We start from the raw sequence: 17,771 nt of genomic DNA, 5'->3' as shown, positions 1-17,771 counted from the left end.
GGGAAACATGACCGGGGTCAACCGCGCAGGTCTTTCCGCCGATAGGTGCGGGGCCGATAGGTGCGGGAATGCCGATCCGGGACCAATACGGCCAATTGCCAATTGCGTCCACTCCTGCAAATTGCTGTACTCGCCGATACTGCGTTATGGTTGTTCGGCCAGCGGGCCACCAGGGGCAGTCAGGGGTGCCCGGCCGGGGCCGGGATCATCAGGGGGCACGGAATCGCTCGAAATCGTCAGCGGGCGTCAGTGTCCAGCCTTCGGGGGGGCTTTACGGCATGACCATCGAGTATCGACCGTTCCATCGTTTCCCGGCGCGCACGCAGCGCCGGCTCTTCGCCGCCGCGATCATGGCCGGTGTGATGTTCCTGGCCGCCTGCGGCGAGAAGACGCCTGAGGCGCCCGCCACGGTACAGCCGCCGCCTGCGGTGCCAGCCCCTGCGTCGCCAACGGCCGATGCGGCACCGGCAGAGGCGCCGGCTTCGGCTGCACCGTCCCTGGATGCGCTGAGTGTCGACGAACTGTTCCAGAAGGCGAATAAATCGGTTTCCGACAATCGGATTGCGGGTCCCGCCGGAGACAATGCGCTGGAGTACTACCTGGCGATCCTGGCCAAGGAGCCCGAGCGCGATGGTGCCCGCGACGGCCTGCGCGAGCTGTTCCCGTTCGCCATCGGCGTGGTGGAGCAGGCGATCAACCGCGGCGATGTCGATGAGGCCGGCCGCGTGATCGACCTCCTGGCGCGCGCCGATTCGAACAACTACAGCTTGACGATCCTGCGCAGCAAGCTCGATACCCGGCGCCGGCAGGTGGAACGGGAAACGGCGGCGGCCGCCGCCGCTGCGGCGCAGGCCGCCGCTCCGGCACCGGCCCGTACCGAGCCGGTGCCGCCGGCATCGCGCAGCGAACCGCCCGCGCCCGCGGCGACCCGCCCGGCTCCGGCGCCCGAAAGCGCCGTGTCGCCGCCGCCGGCGCCCCCGCCGGTCGCACCGGCGGTCGCGACGCCCGCGCCGGCTTCGGCGCCGGTCGGGGAGAGCCGCGACGCCGGCATCGTGTCCAGTGCCGCGCCCGAGTACCCGGTCCGCGCCTATCGCGATCGTCAGGAAGGCTGGGTGGAGGTCGAGTTCACGGTGGCGCCGGACGGCAGTCCGGGCGGCATCCGGGTCGTGCGGTCCAGCCAGGCACGGGTCTTCGATCGCGAAGCGATCCAGGCGATCCAGCGCTCGACCTTCCGCCCCCGCCTGGAGAACGGCGTGGCGGTCAGCTCGACCCTGCGCAGGCGTATCGAGTTCAAGATGGGCGAATGAGCCCGGACCGGCCCGCAGCCGGGGCCGGCCGGTGGCGCAACGGTTGAGACTTGCCGGCCGCTTGCCTAGAGTAGGCACCTGCTCGCGCAGGTGCCCCTCGACTTGAATCGAATCAATCGTTTTGCCGCTCGTACTTCATGTGCTTTGGCTTTTGCCCTGTTCCCGGCGATGGCCCTGCCCGAGGTTTCCGACCCGCAGGTGCTGGCGTTCGCCGCCGAGTTGGCGAAGAACGACGGGCTGGTCGAGTCCGAGGTGCTGGCCACGCTGGAGGAAGCCAGCGTGCAGCAGTCGATCCTCGACGCCATCGCCCGGCCGGCCGAGTCCAAGGCGTGGAAGGACTACCGGCCGATCTTCATCAGCGACCGCCGGATCGACGACGGCGTGGTGTTCTACGGACAGCATCGCGAGCTGATCGACCGCATCGCCGGTGAGTTCGGGGTGCCGGCCGAGATCATCGTCGCGATCATCGGCGTGGAGACCAACTACGGTCGCAACATCGGCCGCTACCGCGTGCTCGACGCGCTCTACACGCTGGCGTTCCACTATCCCCCGCGCTCGCCGTACTTCCGCGGCGAGCTGCGCCAGCTGTTCCTGCTCGGCAACGACCGCCTCGCCTATCCGATCGACCAGCTCAAGGGTTCCTATGCCGGGGCGATGGGGCTGGGCCAGTTCATGCCGACCAGCATCGCGACCTGGGCGCGCGACTACGACGGCGACGGCCGCATCGACCTGTGGAATTCCTACCCGGACATCGTGGCCAGCATCGCGAACTATTTCGTCGAGCACGGCTGGGAGCGCGATGCGCCGGTGACGGTGCGCGCCGTGCGCGACGCCACAGCCCGGCCGGTCGAGCGGACCACGCTCGAGCCGTTGCTGAGCGTGCAGCAGCTCGAGGCCTGGGGCTATGCGCCGACCGCTCCGGTCGACGCCGAGCGCGCCGCGACCCTGCTGACGCTGGAAGGTCCCGAGACCGAGGACTGGATCATCTTCCGCAATTTCTACGTGATTTCCCGCTACAACCGCAGTCCGCTCTATTCGATGGCGGTGTGGCAGCTGTCGCAGGCGATCGCGCGAGGCGCGGCGGGCGACCGCCCGTGATGCCATTGCGGAAATCGGCGCGGACGTTCGCGCTGGTTGCCGTCATTCTCGGCCTGACCGCCTGCGCCGGCGGCAAGAAGCGTCCCGACCGGCCGGTGGCGTCGTCGCCCGCGTCCGGACAGGAAAAAGGCAGCCGCGGCCAGGCGCACGAGACCAGCCGGCCCCAGTCATCGCGCTATCGTCACGAGCGTGACGGCGAGCCGACGCTGCCGGCGCCCGACATCGCCTCGCTGGCCGAGCCGGTGCCGCGCGCCGAGCCCCGTTCACGCTATGGCAACAAGACGCCGTATACGGTGCTCGGCCGCACCTACACCGTGCTGCCGACCGCCAAGGGTTATGTCGATCGGGGCATCTCCTCCTGGTACGGGCAGAAATTCCACGGCTACATGACATCGAGCTTCGAGCCCTACGACATGTACCAGTTCACCGCCGCGCACAAGTCGCTGCCGCTGCCGAGCTACGCGCGCGTGACCAACCTGGAGAACGGCAAGAGCGTCGTCGTGCGCGTCAACGACCGCGGTCCGTTCCACGAGAACCGCCTGGTCGACCTGTCCTATGCCGCCGCGGTCCGGATCGGCATCTGGCCCAAGGGGACCGGCCTGGTCGAGGTCCGCGCGATCGATCCGGAGCACCCGGAGGACCTGCCCGTCGCGGAACGTCCGCAGCCGGGGGCCTCCGGCCGCATGTACCTGCAGATCGGCGCCTATGCCGAGCCGGCCAATGCCGAACGCGTCCGCCGCGAGGTCCAGCAGGCCGGCATCGGGCCGGTCCGGATCGAAACGGTGGCGTCCGGCGGTCGGTCGGTCCATCGCGTGCGCGTCGGGCCGGTGGCCGATGTCGCCGAGGCCGACGCGCTGACACCGCGCATCCGGTCGCTGGGGCTGGGTTCGCCACGGGTGACGATCGATGACCGCTGACGCCCCGGTACCGCCGATGTCGCGGTTCCTTCCCTCTTTCCTTCGCTTCTCTCGAGATCTTCGCCACAGATGAAACGCATCGAGCTTCGTTCCGCCTTCCTGACTCCGGGCCGGCTGCCCCTGCTGTTGACGGCGGTGCTGTGCGCCGCGACTGCCGGCGCGCAGACGCCGGCCACGTCGACGCCGACGCCGGCCACGCCGACGCCCGCGCCGCGGCCGCAGCCGGCAGCGCCGGCCGCTGCGCCGGCCAACATGCCGACCCCGCCACCGCCGGCGATCGAAGGCACCAGCTGGGTGCTGATGGACTACGCGACCGGCCAGGTGCTGGCCGAGTCGAACGGCGACCTGCGCGTGGAGCCGGCGTCGATCACCAAGGTGATGACGTCCTACGTCGTCTCGGCCGAGCTGGCGCTGGGCAAGATCAAGCGGGATGACCAGGTGCAGATCTCGGAGAACGCCTGGCGGTCCGGCGGCGCGGGGACGGACGGGTCCACCAGCTTCCTGGTGCTCAACAGCCAGGTGCCGCTCGATGCGCTGCTGCACGGCATGATCATCCAGTCCGGCAACGATGCCGCCATCGCGCTGGCCGAGCACACGGCCGGCTCCGAACCGGTGTTCGCCGACCTGATGAACCGCTACGCGGCGAAGCTGGGCCTGGCCGGGACGCACTACGTCGATGCCAGCGGCCTGCCGCATCCGGACCACTACACGACGGCGCGCGACGTGGCGCTGCTTTCGCGCGCGCTGATCCGCGACTTCCCCGAGGACTACGCGATCTACGCGATCAAGGACTACGAGTGGAACGGCATCAAGCAGCACAACCGCAATTCGCTGCTCTGGCGCGACGCCACCGTGGACGGCATCAAGACCGGGCACACCAGTTCCGCGGGCTTCTGCCTGGTGACGTCGGCCAAGCGCGGCGACCAGCGGTTGATCGCGGTGGTGATGGGCTCGTCCAGCGAGAAGCGCCGGGCCGACGACAACCAGGCGCTGCTCAACTACGGTTTCCGCTTCTACGAGGCGCACAAGCTCTACGAGGCCGGCAAGCCGCTGGCCCAGCCGGAGCTGTGGAAGGGCACCACGGCCACGCTGCCGCTGGGGGTCGCCGAGGACGTGCTGGTGACGATGCCGCGCGGGCGCTACGACCAGCTCAAGGCCAGCCTCGAACTGCCTTCGCGGGTGATCGCGCCACTGCCGAAGGGACAGGCCGTGGGCACCTTGAAAATCGAGCTCGACGGCAAGACCTTGCTGGAGCGCCCGCTGGTCACGCTCGAGGACGCGCCGGAAGGCGGGTTCTTCAAGCGTCTCTACGACGGCGTATGGCTCTGGTTCAAGGGGGACGACGGCGGCAAGGTGTCGGCCGCTCCCGATGCATGACGATGAAGAATCTCGACGACATCCAGCCCACCAGCCCTGACCAGGGCTTCCAGTTCCCCGGCGTGTTCGAGGTCAGCGCGATCGGTAGCGCCGGCCACGGCATGGAATCGCGCGTGCCCGAGATCATCGCGGGCCTGGGGCTGTCGGTCGTCGACGGCAGCCGGCGTGTGCGTCCTTCGCGGGAAGGGCACTACCTCTCGGTCGCGATCAGCTTCAACTGCCCCTCGCGCGAGGCCTACGAACAGGTGCACGCGGCGCTGCGCGCCGACCCGGACATCCGTTGGACGCTGTGACGCCACGGCCGCTGCGGGTCCGGCGCCTCGGCCGCCAGCCCTACGAGCCGGTGCTGCAGGCGATGCGGCAGTTCACCGATGCGCGCGACGAAGGCACGTCCGACGAGCTGTGGCTGCTCGAGCACGAGCCGGTGTTCACCCTCGGCCAGGCCGGCAAGGACGAGCACGTGCTGGCACCGGGCGACATCCCGGTGGTGCGCGTGGAGCGGGGCGGGCAGGTGACCTACCACGGTCCCGGCCAGATCGTCGGCTATCCGCTGATCGACCTGCGCCGGCTCGGCATCGGCGTCCGCGACCTGGTCTGCCGGCTCGAGCAGGCGATCATCGACACCCTCGGCCACTGGAACATCGGTGCCGAGCGCCGGCCGGGCGCGCCCGGCGTCTACGTGGCCGACGCGAAGGTGGCCGCGCTGGGGCTGCGGGTGCGGCGGGGCTGCACCTTCCATGGCCTGGCCTTCAACGTGGCCATGGACCTGGAGCCGTTCCGGCGCATCAACCCGTGCGGCTACCAGGGGCTGGCGGTGACCCAGATGCTAGACTTGGGCGGCCCGGGTTCGCTGGCCGCCGTCGAGGATGTCCTCGTGGCGGAGCTGGCCCGGCAGTTCGGATACGCGCCGGTCACGGCCGCTGCGGACCTCTTTCAACCTGCGAGCACCGGCGAGCCAGTCGCCGCATCGGCATGAGCGCGACAACCAAAACGATTCCCCTGACCGTGGTCGGCGAGAAGCAGCTCGGCGAGGACAAGATCGCGCGCAACCGCGCCGGCTTCGCCGATGCACCGGTGCTGCGCAAGCCGTCCTGGATCCGCGTACGCATCCCGCCCGGCAACGCCGTCGCCAAGCTCAAGTCGCAGCTTCGCGCCAACCGTCTGGTGACGGTGTGCGAGGAGGCGTCCTGCCCGAACATCCACGAATGCTTCGGCAAGGGCACGGCCACGTTCATGGTCCTCGGCGAGGTCTGCACGCGGCGCTGCTCGTTCTGCGACGTCGCCCACGGCCGGCCCAAGGCGCCCGATCCGATGGAGCCGATCCACCTGGCCGAGACGATCCGCGACATGCGCCTGCGCTACGTCGTCATCACCTCGGTCGACCGCGACGACCTGCGCGACGGCGGCGCGGCGCATTTCGCCGCCTGCATCCGCGCGGTGCGGTTCGAGAGCCCGGGCATCCGCATCGAGATCCTCACCCCCGACTTCCGCGGCCGCGGCCGCATGGAGCGCGCGCTGGAGCTGCTGGCCGCCGATCCGCCGGACGTCTTCAACCACAACATCGAAACCGTCCGCGAGCTCTACCGCGAGGTGCGTCCCGGCGCCGACTACGACTGGTCGCTCGACCTGTTGCGCCGGTTCAAGGCGCAGCATCCGGACGTGCCGACCAAGTCCGGGATCATGCTCGGCCTCGGCGAGACGATGGAGCAGGTGGTCGGCGCGTTGAACGATCTGCGTGCGCACGATGTCGACATGGTGACGGTCGGCCAGTACCTGCAGCCGACCGCGCACCATCACCCGGTGCTCCGCTACTGGACGCCGGATGAGTTCAAGGCGATCGAGGAGGTCGGCTACCGACTCGGTTTCCAGCATGTGGCTTCCGGTCCGCTGGTCAGGTCGTCCTACCATGCGGACCAGATGGCGCATGCGGCAGGTTTCGTTCAGGTGGCCTGACAGGACAATCGCCGCACGTCCGCCAGGCCCGCTCTTCCGGAGAACACCATGCGTCGTATCCTCATCGCCCTGGCCCTGGTCTCGCTGATCGCCGTCGCGCAAGCGAAGCCGGCCGCCGATGCAGGCTCGCCCGTCCTCAAGCCGACGCCGACCCAGGCCGAAGCGGCCGTCTGGTCGGCGCGCTTCCTGACGCGCTTCCACTACACGCCGGTGCCGCTCGACAAGGCGATGTCGGAGAAGATCTTCGACAACTACCTCGAGTCGCTGGACGGCGAGAAGCTGTTCTTCACCGAAGCGGACATCAACCGGTTCGGCGCCTCGCGCGACAAGCTCGACGAAGCGATCTACAACAAGGACCTCGCCGCGCCGTTCGCGATCTACAACATCTACCTGCAACGGGTCGGCGAGCGCGTCGCCTACGCCCGCTCGCTGCTCGCCAAGGGCTTCGATTTCTCCGCCCAGGAGAGCTATCGCTTCGACCGCGCCAAGGCGCCGTGGCCCAAGGACGACGCCGAGATCGAGGACCAGTGGCGGCAGCGGATCAAGAACGACTGGCTGCGCCTGAAGCTGACCGGCAAGTCCGACAAGGAGATCCGCGAGACGCTCGACAAGCGCTACGCCAACTACCTGGACCGGGTCCACCAGATCAACAGCGAGGACGTCTTCCAGACGTTCATGAACGCCTACGCGACGGCGATCGAACCGCATACCAACTACCTCGGCCCGCGCGCGAGCGAGAACTTCGACATCGCGATGAAGCTCTCGGTCGAGGGCATCGGCGCGGTCCTGCAGCGCGACAACGAGTACACCGCGATCCGCGAGATCGTGCCCGGCGGCCCGGCCGCGATCTCGGGCAAGATCCAGGTCGGCGACCGCATCCTCGGCGTGGGCCAGGGCGCCAACTCGGCGCTGCAGGACGTGATCGGCTGGCGCCTGGACGACGTGGTCGACAAGATCCGCGGGCCGCGGGACACCGTGGTGCGGCTGGAGGTCCTGCCGGCCGATGCCGGCCAGGACGGAAAATCCTTCACGATCGAGCTGGTGCGCAAGAAGGTCACGACCGAGGCGCAGGCGGCCAAGAAGTCGGTCATCGAGGTCAAGGACGGCGAGGCGACGCGCCGGATCGGCGTGATCTCGCTGCCGACGTTCTACCAGGACTTCGAGGCGCGCCGGCGCGGCGACCGCGACTACAAGAGCGCGACGCGCGACGTCGAGCGGCTGCTCGGCGAGCTCAAGCAGGAGCGCGTCGACGGCGTCGTGGTCGATCTTCGCAACAACGGCGGCGGCTCGCTGTCCGAGGCCACCGACCTGACGGGCCTCTTCATCGAGCGCGGCCCGGTGGTCCAGGTGCGCAATGCGGCCGGCCGCGTGGACGTGGAGAACTCGACCTCGCGCACGATGGCCTGGGACGGTCCGCTGGCGGTGGTCGTCAACCGCGTCTCGGCGTCCGCGTCGGAGATCTTCGCCGCGGCGATCCAGGACTACGGCCGCGGCATCATCATCGGCGAGCCGACGTTCGGCAAGGGCACCGTGCAGAACCTGGTCGACCTGGACGACGTCGCGCAGAGCGAGTCGACCTCGCTGGGCGAGCTGAAGATGACGATCGCGCAGTTCTTCCGCATCAACGGCGGCTCGACCCAGCTGCGCGGCGTGTCGCCGGACATCAGCTTCCCGATCACGATCGGCGCCGAGGAATTCGGCGAGTCCAGCTACAACAACGCACTGCCGTGGACCTCGATTCCCGCCGCGCGCTACCAGCCGCTGGCCGATCTTTCGGCGATCGTGCCGCAGCTGATCACGCGTCACGAGCAGCGCACGGCGCAGAGCCGGGACTGGAAGAATTTCCGCGAAGACCTGGCCGATGCGCGCAAGCTGCGCGAGGAAAAGACCGTCTCGCTCAACGAAGCGGTGCGCCGCAAGGAGCGTGACGAGCAGGAAGCCAAGCGCAAGGCGCGCCAGGCCGAGACCGACAAGGTCGCCGCAGCCGAGGACAGCAAGGACCGCAAGGAAAAGTCCGACCTCCAGGCCAAGCGCGGCGCCGATGCCGACACCGCCGTCGAGGGTGCCGAGGGTGCCGTCGCGCTGCAGGACGACGGCCTCCAGGCCGACGAGCGCAGCATCCGCGAGGACGTCCGCCGCGAGCAGGCGCGCAAGGACAAGCCGGATTTCATCCTGATCGAGGCGGCCCACATCCTGGCCGACGAGATCGCCCTGGTGCGTGCCGACACCAAGCTCGCCTCCCGCGTGCTGCCCTACAGCGCGACGTTCCGCGTCAACTGAGCCTTGCCTCGCCGGGACCGGTGGCCGCTTCGCGCGGTCCCGGCCCGGGATCCTGCGGCCGGCGCGGCGCCGGCTTGCTACCATCGCGGTCCCGTTCCCGCTTCCGGCTGCTTGCGATCCATGAAAACCCTGCTCGTCACCGGCGGTGCCGGCTTCATCGGCGGAAACTTCGTGCACGCGGTGCTGGCGGGCGGCGGCTACCGCATCGTCAACCTCGATGCGCTGACCTATGCCGGCAATCCCGACACGCTGGCCGACCTCGAGCGTCATGCCGGCCACGTCTTCGTGCACGGCGACATCGGTGACCGCGAGCGCGTGCAGGCCCTGCTGGCCGAGCATCAGCCATCCGCCATCGTCAATTTCGCCGCCGAATCGCACGTGGACCGGTCGATCGACGGCCCGGCCGCCTTCGTGCAGACCAATGTCGTCGGCACGCTGGCCCTGCTCGAATGCGCGCTGGCGTACTGGCGCGCGCTGCCGATCGACCGCCAGGACGCCTTCCGCTTCCTGCACGTTTCCACCGACGAGGTCTACGGGTCGCTGGGCCCGCTCGGCCGTTTCACCGAGGCCTCGCCGTACCAGCCCAACTCGCCGTATTCGGCCTCGAAGGCCGCCTCGGACCACCTGGTGCGGGCGTTCCATCACACCTACGGCCTGCCGACGCTGACGACGAACTGCTCGAACAACTACGGGCCGTACCAGTTCCCGGAAAAGCTCATCCCGCTGATGATCCAGAAGGCGCTCGACGGCGAGGACCTGCCGGTCTACGGCGACGGCCGCAATGTCCGCGACTGGCTGTACGTGGTCGACCATTGCCATGCGATCCAGCGCGTGCTGGAGATCGGCCGCACCGGCGAGGTCTACAACATCGGCGGCGACGCCGAGCGCGAGAACCTGGAGGTCGTCGGGGCGATCTGCGCGCTGCTCGATGCGCGCCGCCCGCTGGCCGACGGCCGTCCGCGCCGGGCCCTGATCCGCCACGTCGCCGACCGGCCGGGACATGACCGCCGTTACGCGATCGACGCCTCCAAGATCCGCCGCGAGCTGGGCTGGCGGCCGGCCGAGAGCTTCGAGACCGGCATCGCGCGGACCGTGGACTGGTATCTGGAGCACCAGGACTGGGTCGGGCGCGTGCTCGACGGCAGCTACCGGATGGAACGCCTCGGCGGCGTGGCCTGATCGCGGACCGCCGCGGATGGACGCCGACCGGCTCCAGCGCATCTGGTACGGCGGTGCGGCCGTGCCGTGGTGGCTGTCGGCGCTGACCCCGGTCTACCGCGCGCTGCGCGGCGCACACCAGCTGCCGTACCGGCTCGGCTGGCGCCGGGCGCAGGCGCTGGGAGTCCCGGTGATCGTGGTCGGCAACCTCACCGTCGGCGGCAGCGGCAAGACGCCGCTGGTCATCGCCCTGGCATCGGCGCTGCGCCGGCGCGGCTGGCGGCCGGGCGTCGTCAGCCGTGGCTACGGCGGCCGGGCGCGTGTGCCGATGCTGCTCGACGCGCACCCCGATCCTGCGCTGGTCGGCGACGAACCGGCCCTGATCCGCCGGCGCGCCGGCGTGCCGGTGGCCATCGGCCGCGATCGCGTGGCGGCCGCCCGGCGGCTGCTGGCCGAAGGCGTCGACGTGGTGATCGCCGACGACGGGCTGCAGAACCCGTCGCTGGCGCGCGACGTCGAGATCTGCGTGATCGACGGCGACCGCCGTTTCGGCAACGGCCGTCTTCTGCCGGCCGGGCCGCTGCGCGAGCCGCTGGCACGGCTGGCGACCCTGCCGCTGCGGGTCTGCAATGGCGGGCAGCCCGAGGCCGGCGAAACACCGATGGCGCTGCAGGGCGAGCAGGCGGTGAACCTGGTCGACGGCGCCTCGCGCCCGCTCGCGGACTTCGCCGGCACGCCGGTGCACGCGATCGCCGGCATCGGCCATCCCGAGCGCTTCTTCGGTGCGTTGCGCGCGCGCGGCATCGAGGTCCTCGCCCATGCGTTCGCGGACCATCACGCCTATCGGCCGGAGGATCTCGCGTTCGGCGACGAGCGGCCGGTGCTGATGACCGAGAAGGACGCGATCAAGTGCGAGGTCTTCGCCTCCGGCCGCTGCTGGCGCGTGCCGGTCGACGCCTGCCTGCCGCCGGCCTTCGAGGCGGCCGTGGCGGCCGCCGTGGCGGAAGCCGCACGCCGTTGAGGCGCGCCGGCCGCGAGCGGCAGGGTGCCTCGCGCCAGCCGCGCCACGGCCTGGCGCGCGTGCTGTCCAAGCGCGGCATCTGTTCGCGCAGCCAGGCCGCCGCATTGATCGTCGCCGGCCGCGTCAGCGTCAACGGCACCCTCGTGCGCGATCCGGAATGGCCCACCGATGCGCAGGCCGACCGCCTGGCCATCGACGGTGCCGCGGTGGCGGCCGCCGCGCCGGCGGTCTATGTCGCGCTCAACAAGCCGCGCGGCCTGGTGACCAGTGCCGCCGACGAGCAGGGCCGGCCGACCGTCTACACCGTCTTCGACGGCGCGGACCTGCCGTGGATCGGGCCGGTGGGCCGGCTCGACCGTGCCAGCGAGGGCTTGCTGCTGTTCACCAACGACACCGCCTGGGCGGCCGCGGTCACGGCGCCGTCCTCGCATCTGGACAAGACCTATCACGTGCAGGTCGACCGGGTACCGGACGGTGCCCTGCTGGCGGCGCTGACGGACGGGACCGACGTGGACGGCGAACGGCTCGCCGTCAAGGCCGCGACGCTGCTTCGCAGCGGCCGTCGCAATGCGTGGCTCGAGATCGTGCTCGACGAGGGCCGCAACCGGCAGATCCGGCGCCTGCTCGCGGCGTTCGAGGTCGGCGTGCTGCGCCTGGTGCGGATCGCGATCGGGCCGGTGCAGCTGGGCGAGCTGCCCAAGGGCGGCTGGCGCCACCTGAGCGACGCGGAGGTTGCCGCGCTGCGTCCGGGCCGCTGAGTGTCCGGGCGCGTTCCCGGCGACCGGCCGGTCCGTGTGCCTACGCACGGCGTGCCTTCTGCGGTAGTGTTCGCCCTCCAAGTGAGCGGGGAGTCTCGATGAGCACTGCTGCAGCACCGCAATTGACCGTTCGCGCGGTCATCCTTTCGATCGTGCTGGCCGTCATTCTGGCGGCCGCCAACACCTATCTGGGCCTGTTCGCCGGCATGACCATCGCCTCGGCGATTCCGGCGGCCGTGGTGTCGATGGGCGTGCTGCGCCTGCTCGGCGGCGGCGGCATCCTCGAGAACAACATCGTGCAGACCGGTGCATCGGCCGGCTCGTCGATCGCTTCCGGTGTGATCTTCACGATTCCCGCGCTCGTGATCCTCGGCTACTGGGATGCGTTCAAGTACTCCTGGGTGCTGGCGATCGCCGGCCTCGGCGGCCTGCTCGGCGTGATCTTCTCGGTGCCGTTGCGCCGTTCGCTGATCGTCGACCAGGGGCTGGCCTTCCCCGAGGGCAAGGCGGCGGCCGAGGTGCTCAAGACCGGCGAGAACCCGGGGCAGGGCATCCGTACGCTCGGCGTCGCGGCCACGCTCGGCGGCCTGGCCAAGCTCGGTGCCGAAAGCGGCCTGCGCCTGTTTCCGGACGCGGCCGCTTCGGCGGCCTGGGTCGGCAAGGGCATCGCCTATGTCGGCACCAACCTGTCGCCGGCCCTGCTCGGCGTCGGCTACATCGTCGGCCTCAACATCGGCATCGTCGTCCTGCTCGGCGGCATCATCGGCTGGAACGTCGCGATTCCGATCTACAGCGCGTTCTTCCTCGACAGCGATCCGGCGCTCGCGGCCCGCCTCGCCGGTGCCAGCGCCGCCGAGGCGGCCGGCGCGATCTGGTCGGCGCAGATCCGCTACCTCGGCGTCGGCGCCATGCTGATCGGCGGCATCTGGACCCTGATCTCGCTGCGCAAGTCGCTGTTCTCGGGCATTCGCAGCGGCTTCGCGGCGACGCGTGCCGGCGCCGACGGCATCGTCGCCGAGACCGAGCGGGACATCCCGATGAAGCTGATCGCGATCGGCCTGGTCGTGTTCACGCTGCCGCTGCTCGCGCTGTACCAGAACATCGTCGGCCAGTGGAGCGCCAGCGTGCCGATGACGATCATCATGATCGTCGCCGGCTTCCTGTTCGTCTCGGTCTCGGCCTACATGGCCGGCCTGGTCGGCTCGTCGAACAACCCGGTGTCGGGCATCACGATCTCGACGATCCTGTTCGCGGCGATCGTGCTGGTGGTCCTGCTGGGGCGCGAATCGTCGATCGGCGCGGTGGCCGCGATCATGATCGGTGCGGTGGTGTGCTGCGCGGCCTGCATCGGCGGCGACAACCTGCAGGACCTCAAGGCCGGCCACATCGTCGGGGCGACGCCGTGGAAGCAGCAGGTCATGCTGGCGATCGGCGCGGTGTCCTCGGCACTGATCATGGCGCCGATCCTCAACCTCCTGATGACCGCCTACGGTGTCGCCGGCGCGCCCGGCTCCGAAGCGTTCCCGCGCCCGCTGCCGGCGCCGCAGGCCAACCTGATGGCGTCGGTCGCCAAGGGCATCTTCGGCGGCCAGCTGCCGTGGAACACGATCGGCGTCGGTGCCGCGATCGGCGCGGTCATCATCGCCGTGGATTCCTGGCTCAAGGCCACCGGCAAGAAGTTCCGCATCCCGGTGCTGGCCTGCGCGATCGGCATCTACCTGCCGATCGAGCTGATGGTGCCGATCTTCCTCGGCGGCCTGCTGTCGCACATCGTCGAGCGCAGGCTCGGCGGCGCCAAGAACGAGGAGGAGCACGGCCGCATCCACCGCAAGGGCATGCTGTTCGCCGCCGGCCTGATCACCGGCGAGGCACTGATGGGCATCTTCATCGCGATCCCGATCGTCGTGACCGAGAACAAGGACGTGCTGGCGCTGCCGGCGTCGCTGCACTTCGGCGGCTGGCTGGGCCTGGCCCTGCTCGCGTTCATCGCCTGGCTGCTCTATCGCTACGCGATCCGGCGCGACCCGGCCTGACCGGATCGCGCATCGGGCCGCCGCCGGGGAGATGACCACCGGCGGTTGGCCTCTCCCGGTCGAGCCCGTACCATGCCTGTCCCCTTGGTATTGCCGAGCAGCCCGATGAAGTTCTCCTGCGCACTGCTGGTCCTGGCCGCCGCCTCGGCGTCGGCCGCGCCGCGGCCGTTCGACGTCCGTGACCTCGCCACCCTCGACCGCGTCAGCGACCAGGTGCTCTCGCCCGACGGCCGCCGGGCGGCGGTGCACCTGCGCGAGACCGACTACGAGGCCAACCGGGGCGCCAACGGCATCTGGACGGTCGCCACCGATGGCCGCGGCGCGCCGGTACGGCTCACCGACAAGGCGCTCAACGCGACGGCGCCGCGCTGGTCGGCGGACGGCGCATCGGTCTATTTCCTCGCGCCGAAGGACGGCGTCAACCAGCTCTGGCGCGTGCCGGCCGCGGGCGGCGAGGCGATCCAGGTCAGCCGGCTGCCGCTCGACGTCGGCAGCTACAAGCTGGCGCCGGACGGCAAGCGCGTGGCGCTGACGCTGGAGGTCTTCGTCGATTGCCAGGACCTGGCCTGCACGCGCGAGCGGCTGGACAAGACCGAGAAGAGCAAGGCCAGCGGCCGCGTCTACGACGCGCTGTTCGTGCGCCACTGGGACACCTGGTCCGACGGCCGCCGCTCGCAGCTGTTCGTCGCCGACGTCGGTGCCGACGGCCTGCTCGCCGGTGAGCCGCGCCGCCTGTCACGCGGTATCGACAACGACATCCCGTCCAAGCCGTTCGGCGACGACAGCGAGTACGCGTTCGCGCCGGACGGGAGCACGGTCTACTTCGGCGCGCGCAACGCCGCCGGCAGCGCCGAGGCCTCCTCGACCAACTTCGACCTCTACGCCGTTGCCGTCGAGGGCACGTCGGCACCGAAGAACCTGACCGCCGCCAACCCGGCCTGGGATGCCTATCCGCTGCCCTCGCGCGACGGCAAGACGCTGTACTACCTCGCGATGAAGCGCCCGGGCTTCGAGGCCGACCGCTTCGATATCCGCGCGCTGGACCTGGCGAGCGGCCAGGTCCGCGAGATCGCGCCGGCCTGGGACCGCTCGGCGTCGGCGCTGAAGGAATCGTTCGACGGGCGTACGCTCTACACCGCCGCGGACGACTGGGGCCAGCACCCGCTGTTCGCCGTCGACGTCGCCAGCGGCAAGGTCAGCAAGCTCGTCGACGGTGGAACCGTGGCCGGCTTCGATGTCGGCGCCCGGCAGCTGCTGGTGGCCCGGCAGACGCTGAAGCGGCCGAGCGACCTGTTCGTCGCCGGCCTGAAGGGCGGCAAGCTGCGCCAGATCACGCGCTTCAACGCCGAGCGCCTGGCCGGGCTGAAGGTCGGCGATGCCGAGTTCTTCACGTTCAAGGGCTGGAACGAGGAAACCGTGCAGGGCTACGTCGTCAAGCCGGTGGACTTCCAGCCCGGCCGCAGCTACCCGGTCGCCTTCATCATCCACGGCGGTCCGCAGGGCGCGATGAACGACGGCTGGAGCTACCGCTGGAACCCGCAGACCTATGCCGGGCAGGGGTTCGCCGTGGTCACGATCAACTTCCACGGGTCGACCGGCTACGGTCAGGCCTTCACCGACTCGATCTCCGGCGACTGGGGCGGCAAGCCGCTGGAAGATCTCAAGCGCGGCTGGCAGGCCGCGCTGGCGCGCTACGACTTCCTCGACGCCGACCGTGCTTGCGCGCTCGGCGCCTCGTACGGCGGCTACATGATCAACTGGATCGCCGGCAACTGGAACGAGCCGTGGAAGTGCCTGGTCAACCACGACGGCGTGTTCGATACCCGTTCGATGGGCTACGTGACCGAGGAGCTGTGGTTCACCGACTGGGAGAACGGCGGCGCGCCGTTCGCCGAGCCGGAGAACTACGAGCGTTTCAATCCGGTCAACCACGTCGCCCAGTGGCGCGTGCCGATGCTGGTCGTGCAGGGCGAGAAGGACTACCGCGTGCCGATCGACCAGGGGCTGTCGACCTTCACCGCGTTGCAGCGGCGCGGCATCCCGAGCCGGTTGCTGTACTTCCCCGACGAGAACCACTGGGTGCTCAAGCCGCAGAACAGCGTGACCTGGCACGAGACGGTCAACGCCTGGCTCAAGCGCTGGACCGCCCAACCCTGACGAGCCCGACCCGATGAACGCCGCCGCTTTGCCGCCTGCCGAGACGATTGCCGAAGACGTGCGGCGTGCGCTGGCCGAAGACATCGGCAGCGGCGACGTCACTGCCGACCTGCTGCCGGCTGTCGCCCATGCGCGCGCGCGCGTCATCACGCGCGAGGCGGCGGTGCTCTGCGGCCAGGCCTGGTTCGAGCAGTGCTTCCAGGCGCTCGATGCCGGCGTGGTCGTCGACTGGGCCTGTGCCGAAGGCCAGGCCGTCACGGCCGGCTCGGTCCTGTGCCGGTTGACCGGTCCGGCGCGGGCGCTGGTGACCGCCGAGCGTGCCGCGCTCAACTTCCTGCAGACGCTGTCGGCGACCGCCACGGCGGCGGCCGGCTACGTCGAGGCGGTGCGCGGCACGCGCACGACGATCCTGGACACGCGCAAGACGCTGCCGGGCCTGCGCCAGGCGCAAAAGTACGCCGTGCGCGTGGGCGGTGCCGCCAACCACCGGCTCGGTCTCTACGACATGGTCCTGGTCAAGGAGAACCACATCGCCGCGGCCGGCTCGATCACCGCGGCGGTGGCACGCGCGCGCAGCCTGCACCCGGGCATCCCGGTCGAGGTCGAGACCGAGAACTTCGCCGAGCTGCGCGAGGCCCTGGCCGCCGGCGCCGATCGCATCATGCTCGACGAGTTCGAGCTGCACGAACTGGCGCAGGCCGTCGCCGAGGTGGACGGCCGCGCATTGCTCGAAGTCTCCGGCGGCATCAGCCTCGACCGTGTGCGGGCGATCGCGCAGACCGGCGTGGACTTCATCTCGGTCGGCGCACTGACCAAGCACGTCCGCGCGGTCGACCTGTCGATGCGGATCGAGGTCGGCGCGGCAGGCTGACGCGTTCGCCGGCCGCATACGCGGCGGCCGTCCCTCAGTGCGGGATCACGCCGCCGAACCACAACGCGGCGGCCACCAGGGCGATGCCGGCGATCGCCACGCCGATCAGCAGGCCGGTCCGCGCCGGGCTTGCGCCGGCCGCCGGCGTTTCGCCGGCGGTCGCGCCGCCGGTGCCGTGCTGGAGCTCGGCGCCCGGCGTCAGCAGCAGGAAGCGCACGGTATCCAGGCGCAGTTCCTCGCCGGTCTTGAGCAGGCCGCTCTGCACGCGCTTGCCGCCGATGTAGGTGCCATTGGCGGAGCCGAGATCCTCCACCAGCAGGCCTTCGACGGTGGCCTGCACGCGGGCGTGGTGGCGCGAGACCTCCTCGGTCGCGACGGTGATGTCGCAATCGGCCTGGCGGCCGATCGTCATCGTGCCGTGGATCGGGAAGGCCTTGCCGAAGGTCGGCCCCGAGACGCCGCGCAGCACGAAGCGCGGCAGTGCGATGCGCAGGCGCGTGCTGCCGCTTTCGTCCACCGCGGGCCGGGCGGCGGCCGGTGCCACCGCGCCGGCGCGCTCGACCGCGGCGAGCCGGCAGCCGACCGTCGCGACCGTGATGAGGTCGCCCGGCTTGAGCGGCGTCTCCGCGGCCACCGGGCGCCCGTTCACGGCGACCGGCGCGTCCGGTGCCAGCGGTTGCACGCTGGCGATGCCGTTCTTGATCTGGAACTGTGCATGCCGCGCGGCCACGCCGGGCAGGGCGACCACGATCGCGCAGTCGGCAGCCGACCCGATCGTCCAGCGGCCCTCGGCCAGGTCGACCGAGGCGTGTTCCCCGTTCGGAAAGATCAGCTTCATCGG

At 70.3% G+C, this 17,771-nt stretch carries 15 protein-coding genes; 14 read left to right on the top strand and 1 reads right to left on the bottom strand.

Annotated elements, in window-relative coordinates; translation table 11 throughout:
* Positions 1-68: 68 nt before the first annotated feature.
* The 14 genes from I596_RS14395 to nadC all read left to right on the top strand — a co-directional run bounded on the left by I596_RS14395 (position 69) and on the right by nadC (position 16,930).
* Entirely contained in the window at positions 69-1,307 is a 1,239-nt protein-coding gene (locus I596_RS14395; RefSeq protein ID WP_083965605.1) for an energy transducer TonB, read from the top strand.
* Between the two features lie 168 nt (positions 1,308-1,475).
* Positions 1,476-2,405 (top strand): lytic murein transglycosylase B, encoded by a 930-nt coding sequence (gene mltB, locus I596_RS14390; protein WP_067649382.1) that lies wholly within the window; start codon positions 1,476-1,478, stop codon positions 2,403-2,405.
* Positions 2,405-3,322, top strand: a complete 918-nt coding sequence (locus tag I596_RS14385; protein ID WP_067649379.1) for a septal ring lytic transglycosylase RlpA family protein — start codon at positions 2,405-2,407, stop codon at positions 3,320-3,322. Before mltB ends, I596_RS14385 begins: the two co-directional genes overlap by 1 nt.
* A 69-nt stretch (positions 3,323-3,391) precedes the next feature.
* Complete coding sequence (locus I596_RS14380; protein WP_067649376.1) at positions 3,392-4,699, top strand: D-alanyl-D-alanine carboxypeptidase family protein; 1,308 nt, start codon at positions 3,392-3,394, stop codon at positions 4,697-4,699.
* A 2-nt stretch (positions 4,700-4,701) separates the two neighbouring features.
* Positions 4,702-4,992, top strand: a complete 291-nt coding sequence (locus tag I596_RS14375) for a DUF493 family protein (RefSeq protein ID WP_067649373.1) — start codon at positions 4,702-4,704, stop codon at positions 4,990-4,992.
* Complete coding sequence (gene lipB, locus I596_RS14370; RefSeq protein WP_067649370.1) at positions 4,980-5,675, top strand: lipoyl(octanoyl) transferase LipB; 696 nt, start codon at positions 4,980-4,982, stop codon at positions 5,673-5,675. Before I596_RS14375 ends, lipB begins: the two co-directional genes overlap by 13 nt.
* Entirely contained in the window at positions 5,672-6,652 is a 981-nt protein-coding gene (lipA, locus tag I596_RS14365) for a lipoyl synthase (RefSeq protein ID WP_067649367.1), read from the top strand. The genes lipB and lipA overlap by 4 nt, the downstream gene beginning before the upstream one ends.
* Before the next feature lie 48 nt (positions 6,653-6,700).
* Entirely contained in the window at positions 6,701-8,932 is a 2,232-nt protein-coding gene (locus I596_RS14360; RefSeq protein WP_067649364.1) for a carboxy terminal-processing peptidase, read from the top strand.
* A gap of 120 nt (positions 8,933-9,052) precedes the next feature.
* Complete coding sequence (rfbB, locus tag I596_RS14355) at positions 9,053-10,111, top strand: dTDP-glucose 4,6-dehydratase (protein ID WP_067649361.1); 1,059 nt, start codon at positions 9,053-9,055, stop codon at positions 10,109-10,111.
* Between the two features lie 16 nt (positions 10,112-10,127).
* Positions 10,128-11,111, top strand: coding sequence for a tetraacyldisaccharide 4'-kinase (lpxK, locus tag I596_RS14350; RefSeq protein WP_067649358.1), 984 nt, complete (start codon positions 10,128-10,130; stop codon positions 11,109-11,111).
* Positions 11,048-11,869 (top strand): pseudouridine synthase, encoded by an 822-nt coding sequence (locus I596_RS14345; RefSeq protein WP_425478810.1) that lies wholly within the window; start codon positions 11,048-11,050, stop codon positions 11,867-11,869. Before lpxK ends, I596_RS14345 begins: the two co-directional genes overlap by 64 nt.
* 98 nt (positions 11,870-11,967) lie before the next feature.
* Positions 11,968-13,902: an OPT family oligopeptide transporter gene (locus tag I596_RS14340; RefSeq protein ID WP_067649352.1), complete on the top strand. Its 1,935-nt coding sequence runs from the start codon at positions 11,968-11,970 to the stop codon at positions 13,900-13,902.
* Positions 13,903-14,007: 105 nt separating this feature from the next.
* Positions 14,008-16,059 (top strand): alpha/beta hydrolase family protein, encoded by a 2,052-nt coding sequence (locus tag I596_RS14335; RefSeq protein ID WP_067649349.1) that lies wholly within the window; start codon positions 14,008-14,010, stop codon positions 16,057-16,059.
* Positions 16,060-16,072: 13 nt separating this feature from the next.
* Positions 16,073-16,930 (top strand): carboxylating nicotinate-nucleotide diphosphorylase, encoded by an 858-nt coding sequence (gene nadC, locus I596_RS14330; protein ID WP_067649345.1) that lies wholly within the window; start codon positions 16,073-16,075, stop codon positions 16,928-16,930.
* A gap of 34 nt (positions 16,931-16,964) precedes the next feature.
* Here the strand turns inward: nadC and I596_RS14325 are convergent, their stop codons facing one another.
* Positions 16,965-17,768 carry an FHA domain-containing protein gene (locus I596_RS14325; protein WP_067649342.1) on the bottom strand — a complete coding sequence of 268 codons (804 nt, stop codon included), beginning with the start codon at positions 17,766-17,768 and terminating at the stop codon, positions 16,965-16,967.
* Positions 17,769-17,771: the final 3 nt, after the last annotated feature.

Origin of the sequence: Dokdonella koreensis DS-123, from assembly GCF_001632775.1 — a bacterium.
In the GTDB taxonomy this organism is placed as follows: Bacteria; Pseudomonadota; Gammaproteobacteria; order Xanthomonadales; family Rhodanobacteraceae; genus Dokdonella; species Dokdonella koreensis.
This window is presented reverse-complemented; position numbering and strand designations above follow the sequence as displayed.

What these genes read in the sequence shown, in the direction of transcription:
- I596_RS14325 (WP_067649342.1), bottom strand. Translation starts at nt 17,768, where the DNA reads ATGAAGCTGATCTTTCCGAACGGGGAACACGCCTCGGTCGACCTGGCC.
- I596_RS14380 (WP_067649376.1), top strand. Translation starts at nt 3,392, where the DNA reads ATGAAACGCATCGAGCTTCGTTCCGCCTTCCTGACTCCGGGCCGGCTG.
- I596_RS14385 (WP_067649379.1), top strand. Translation starts at nt 2,405, where the DNA reads ATGCCATTGCGGAAATCGGCGCGGACGTTCGCGCTGGTTGCCGTCATT.
- rfbB (WP_067649361.1), top strand. Translation starts at nt 9,053, where the DNA reads ATGAAAACCCTGCTCGTCACCGGCGGTGCCGGCTTCATCGGCGGAAAC.
- lipA (WP_067649367.1), top strand. Translation starts at nt 5,672, where the DNA reads ATGAGCGCGACAACCAAAACGATTCCCCTGACCGTGGTCGGCGAGAAG.
- nadC (WP_067649345.1), top strand. Translation starts at nt 16,073, where the DNA reads ATGAACGCCGCCGCTTTGCCGCCTGCCGAGACGATTGCCGAAGACGTG.
- lpxK (WP_067649358.1), top strand. Translation starts at nt 10,128, where the DNA reads ATGGACGCCGACCGGCTCCAGCGCATCTGGTACGGCGGTGCGGCCGTG.
- I596_RS14340 (WP_067649352.1), top strand. Translation starts at nt 11,968, where the DNA reads ATGAGCACTGCTGCAGCACCGCAATTGACCGTTCGCGCGGTCATCCTT.
- I596_RS14395 (WP_083965605.1), top strand. Translation starts at nt 69, where the DNA reads ATGCCGATCCGGGACCAATACGGCCAATTGCCAATTGCGTCCACTCCT.
- I596_RS14335 (WP_067649349.1), top strand. Translation starts at nt 14,008, where the DNA reads ATGAAGTTCTCCTGCGCACTGCTGGTCCTGGCCGCCGCCTCGGCGTCG.
- I596_RS14360 (WP_067649364.1), top strand. Translation starts at nt 6,701, where the DNA reads ATGCGTCGTATCCTCATCGCCCTGGCCCTGGTCTCGCTGATCGCCGTC.
- I596_RS14375 (WP_067649373.1), top strand. Translation starts at nt 4,702, where the DNA reads ATGAAGAATCTCGACGACATCCAGCCCACCAGCCCTGACCAGGGCTTC.
- mltB (WP_067649382.1), top strand. Translation starts at nt 1,476, where the DNA reads ATGGCCCTGCCCGAGGTTTCCGACCCGCAGGTGCTGGCGTTCGCCGCC.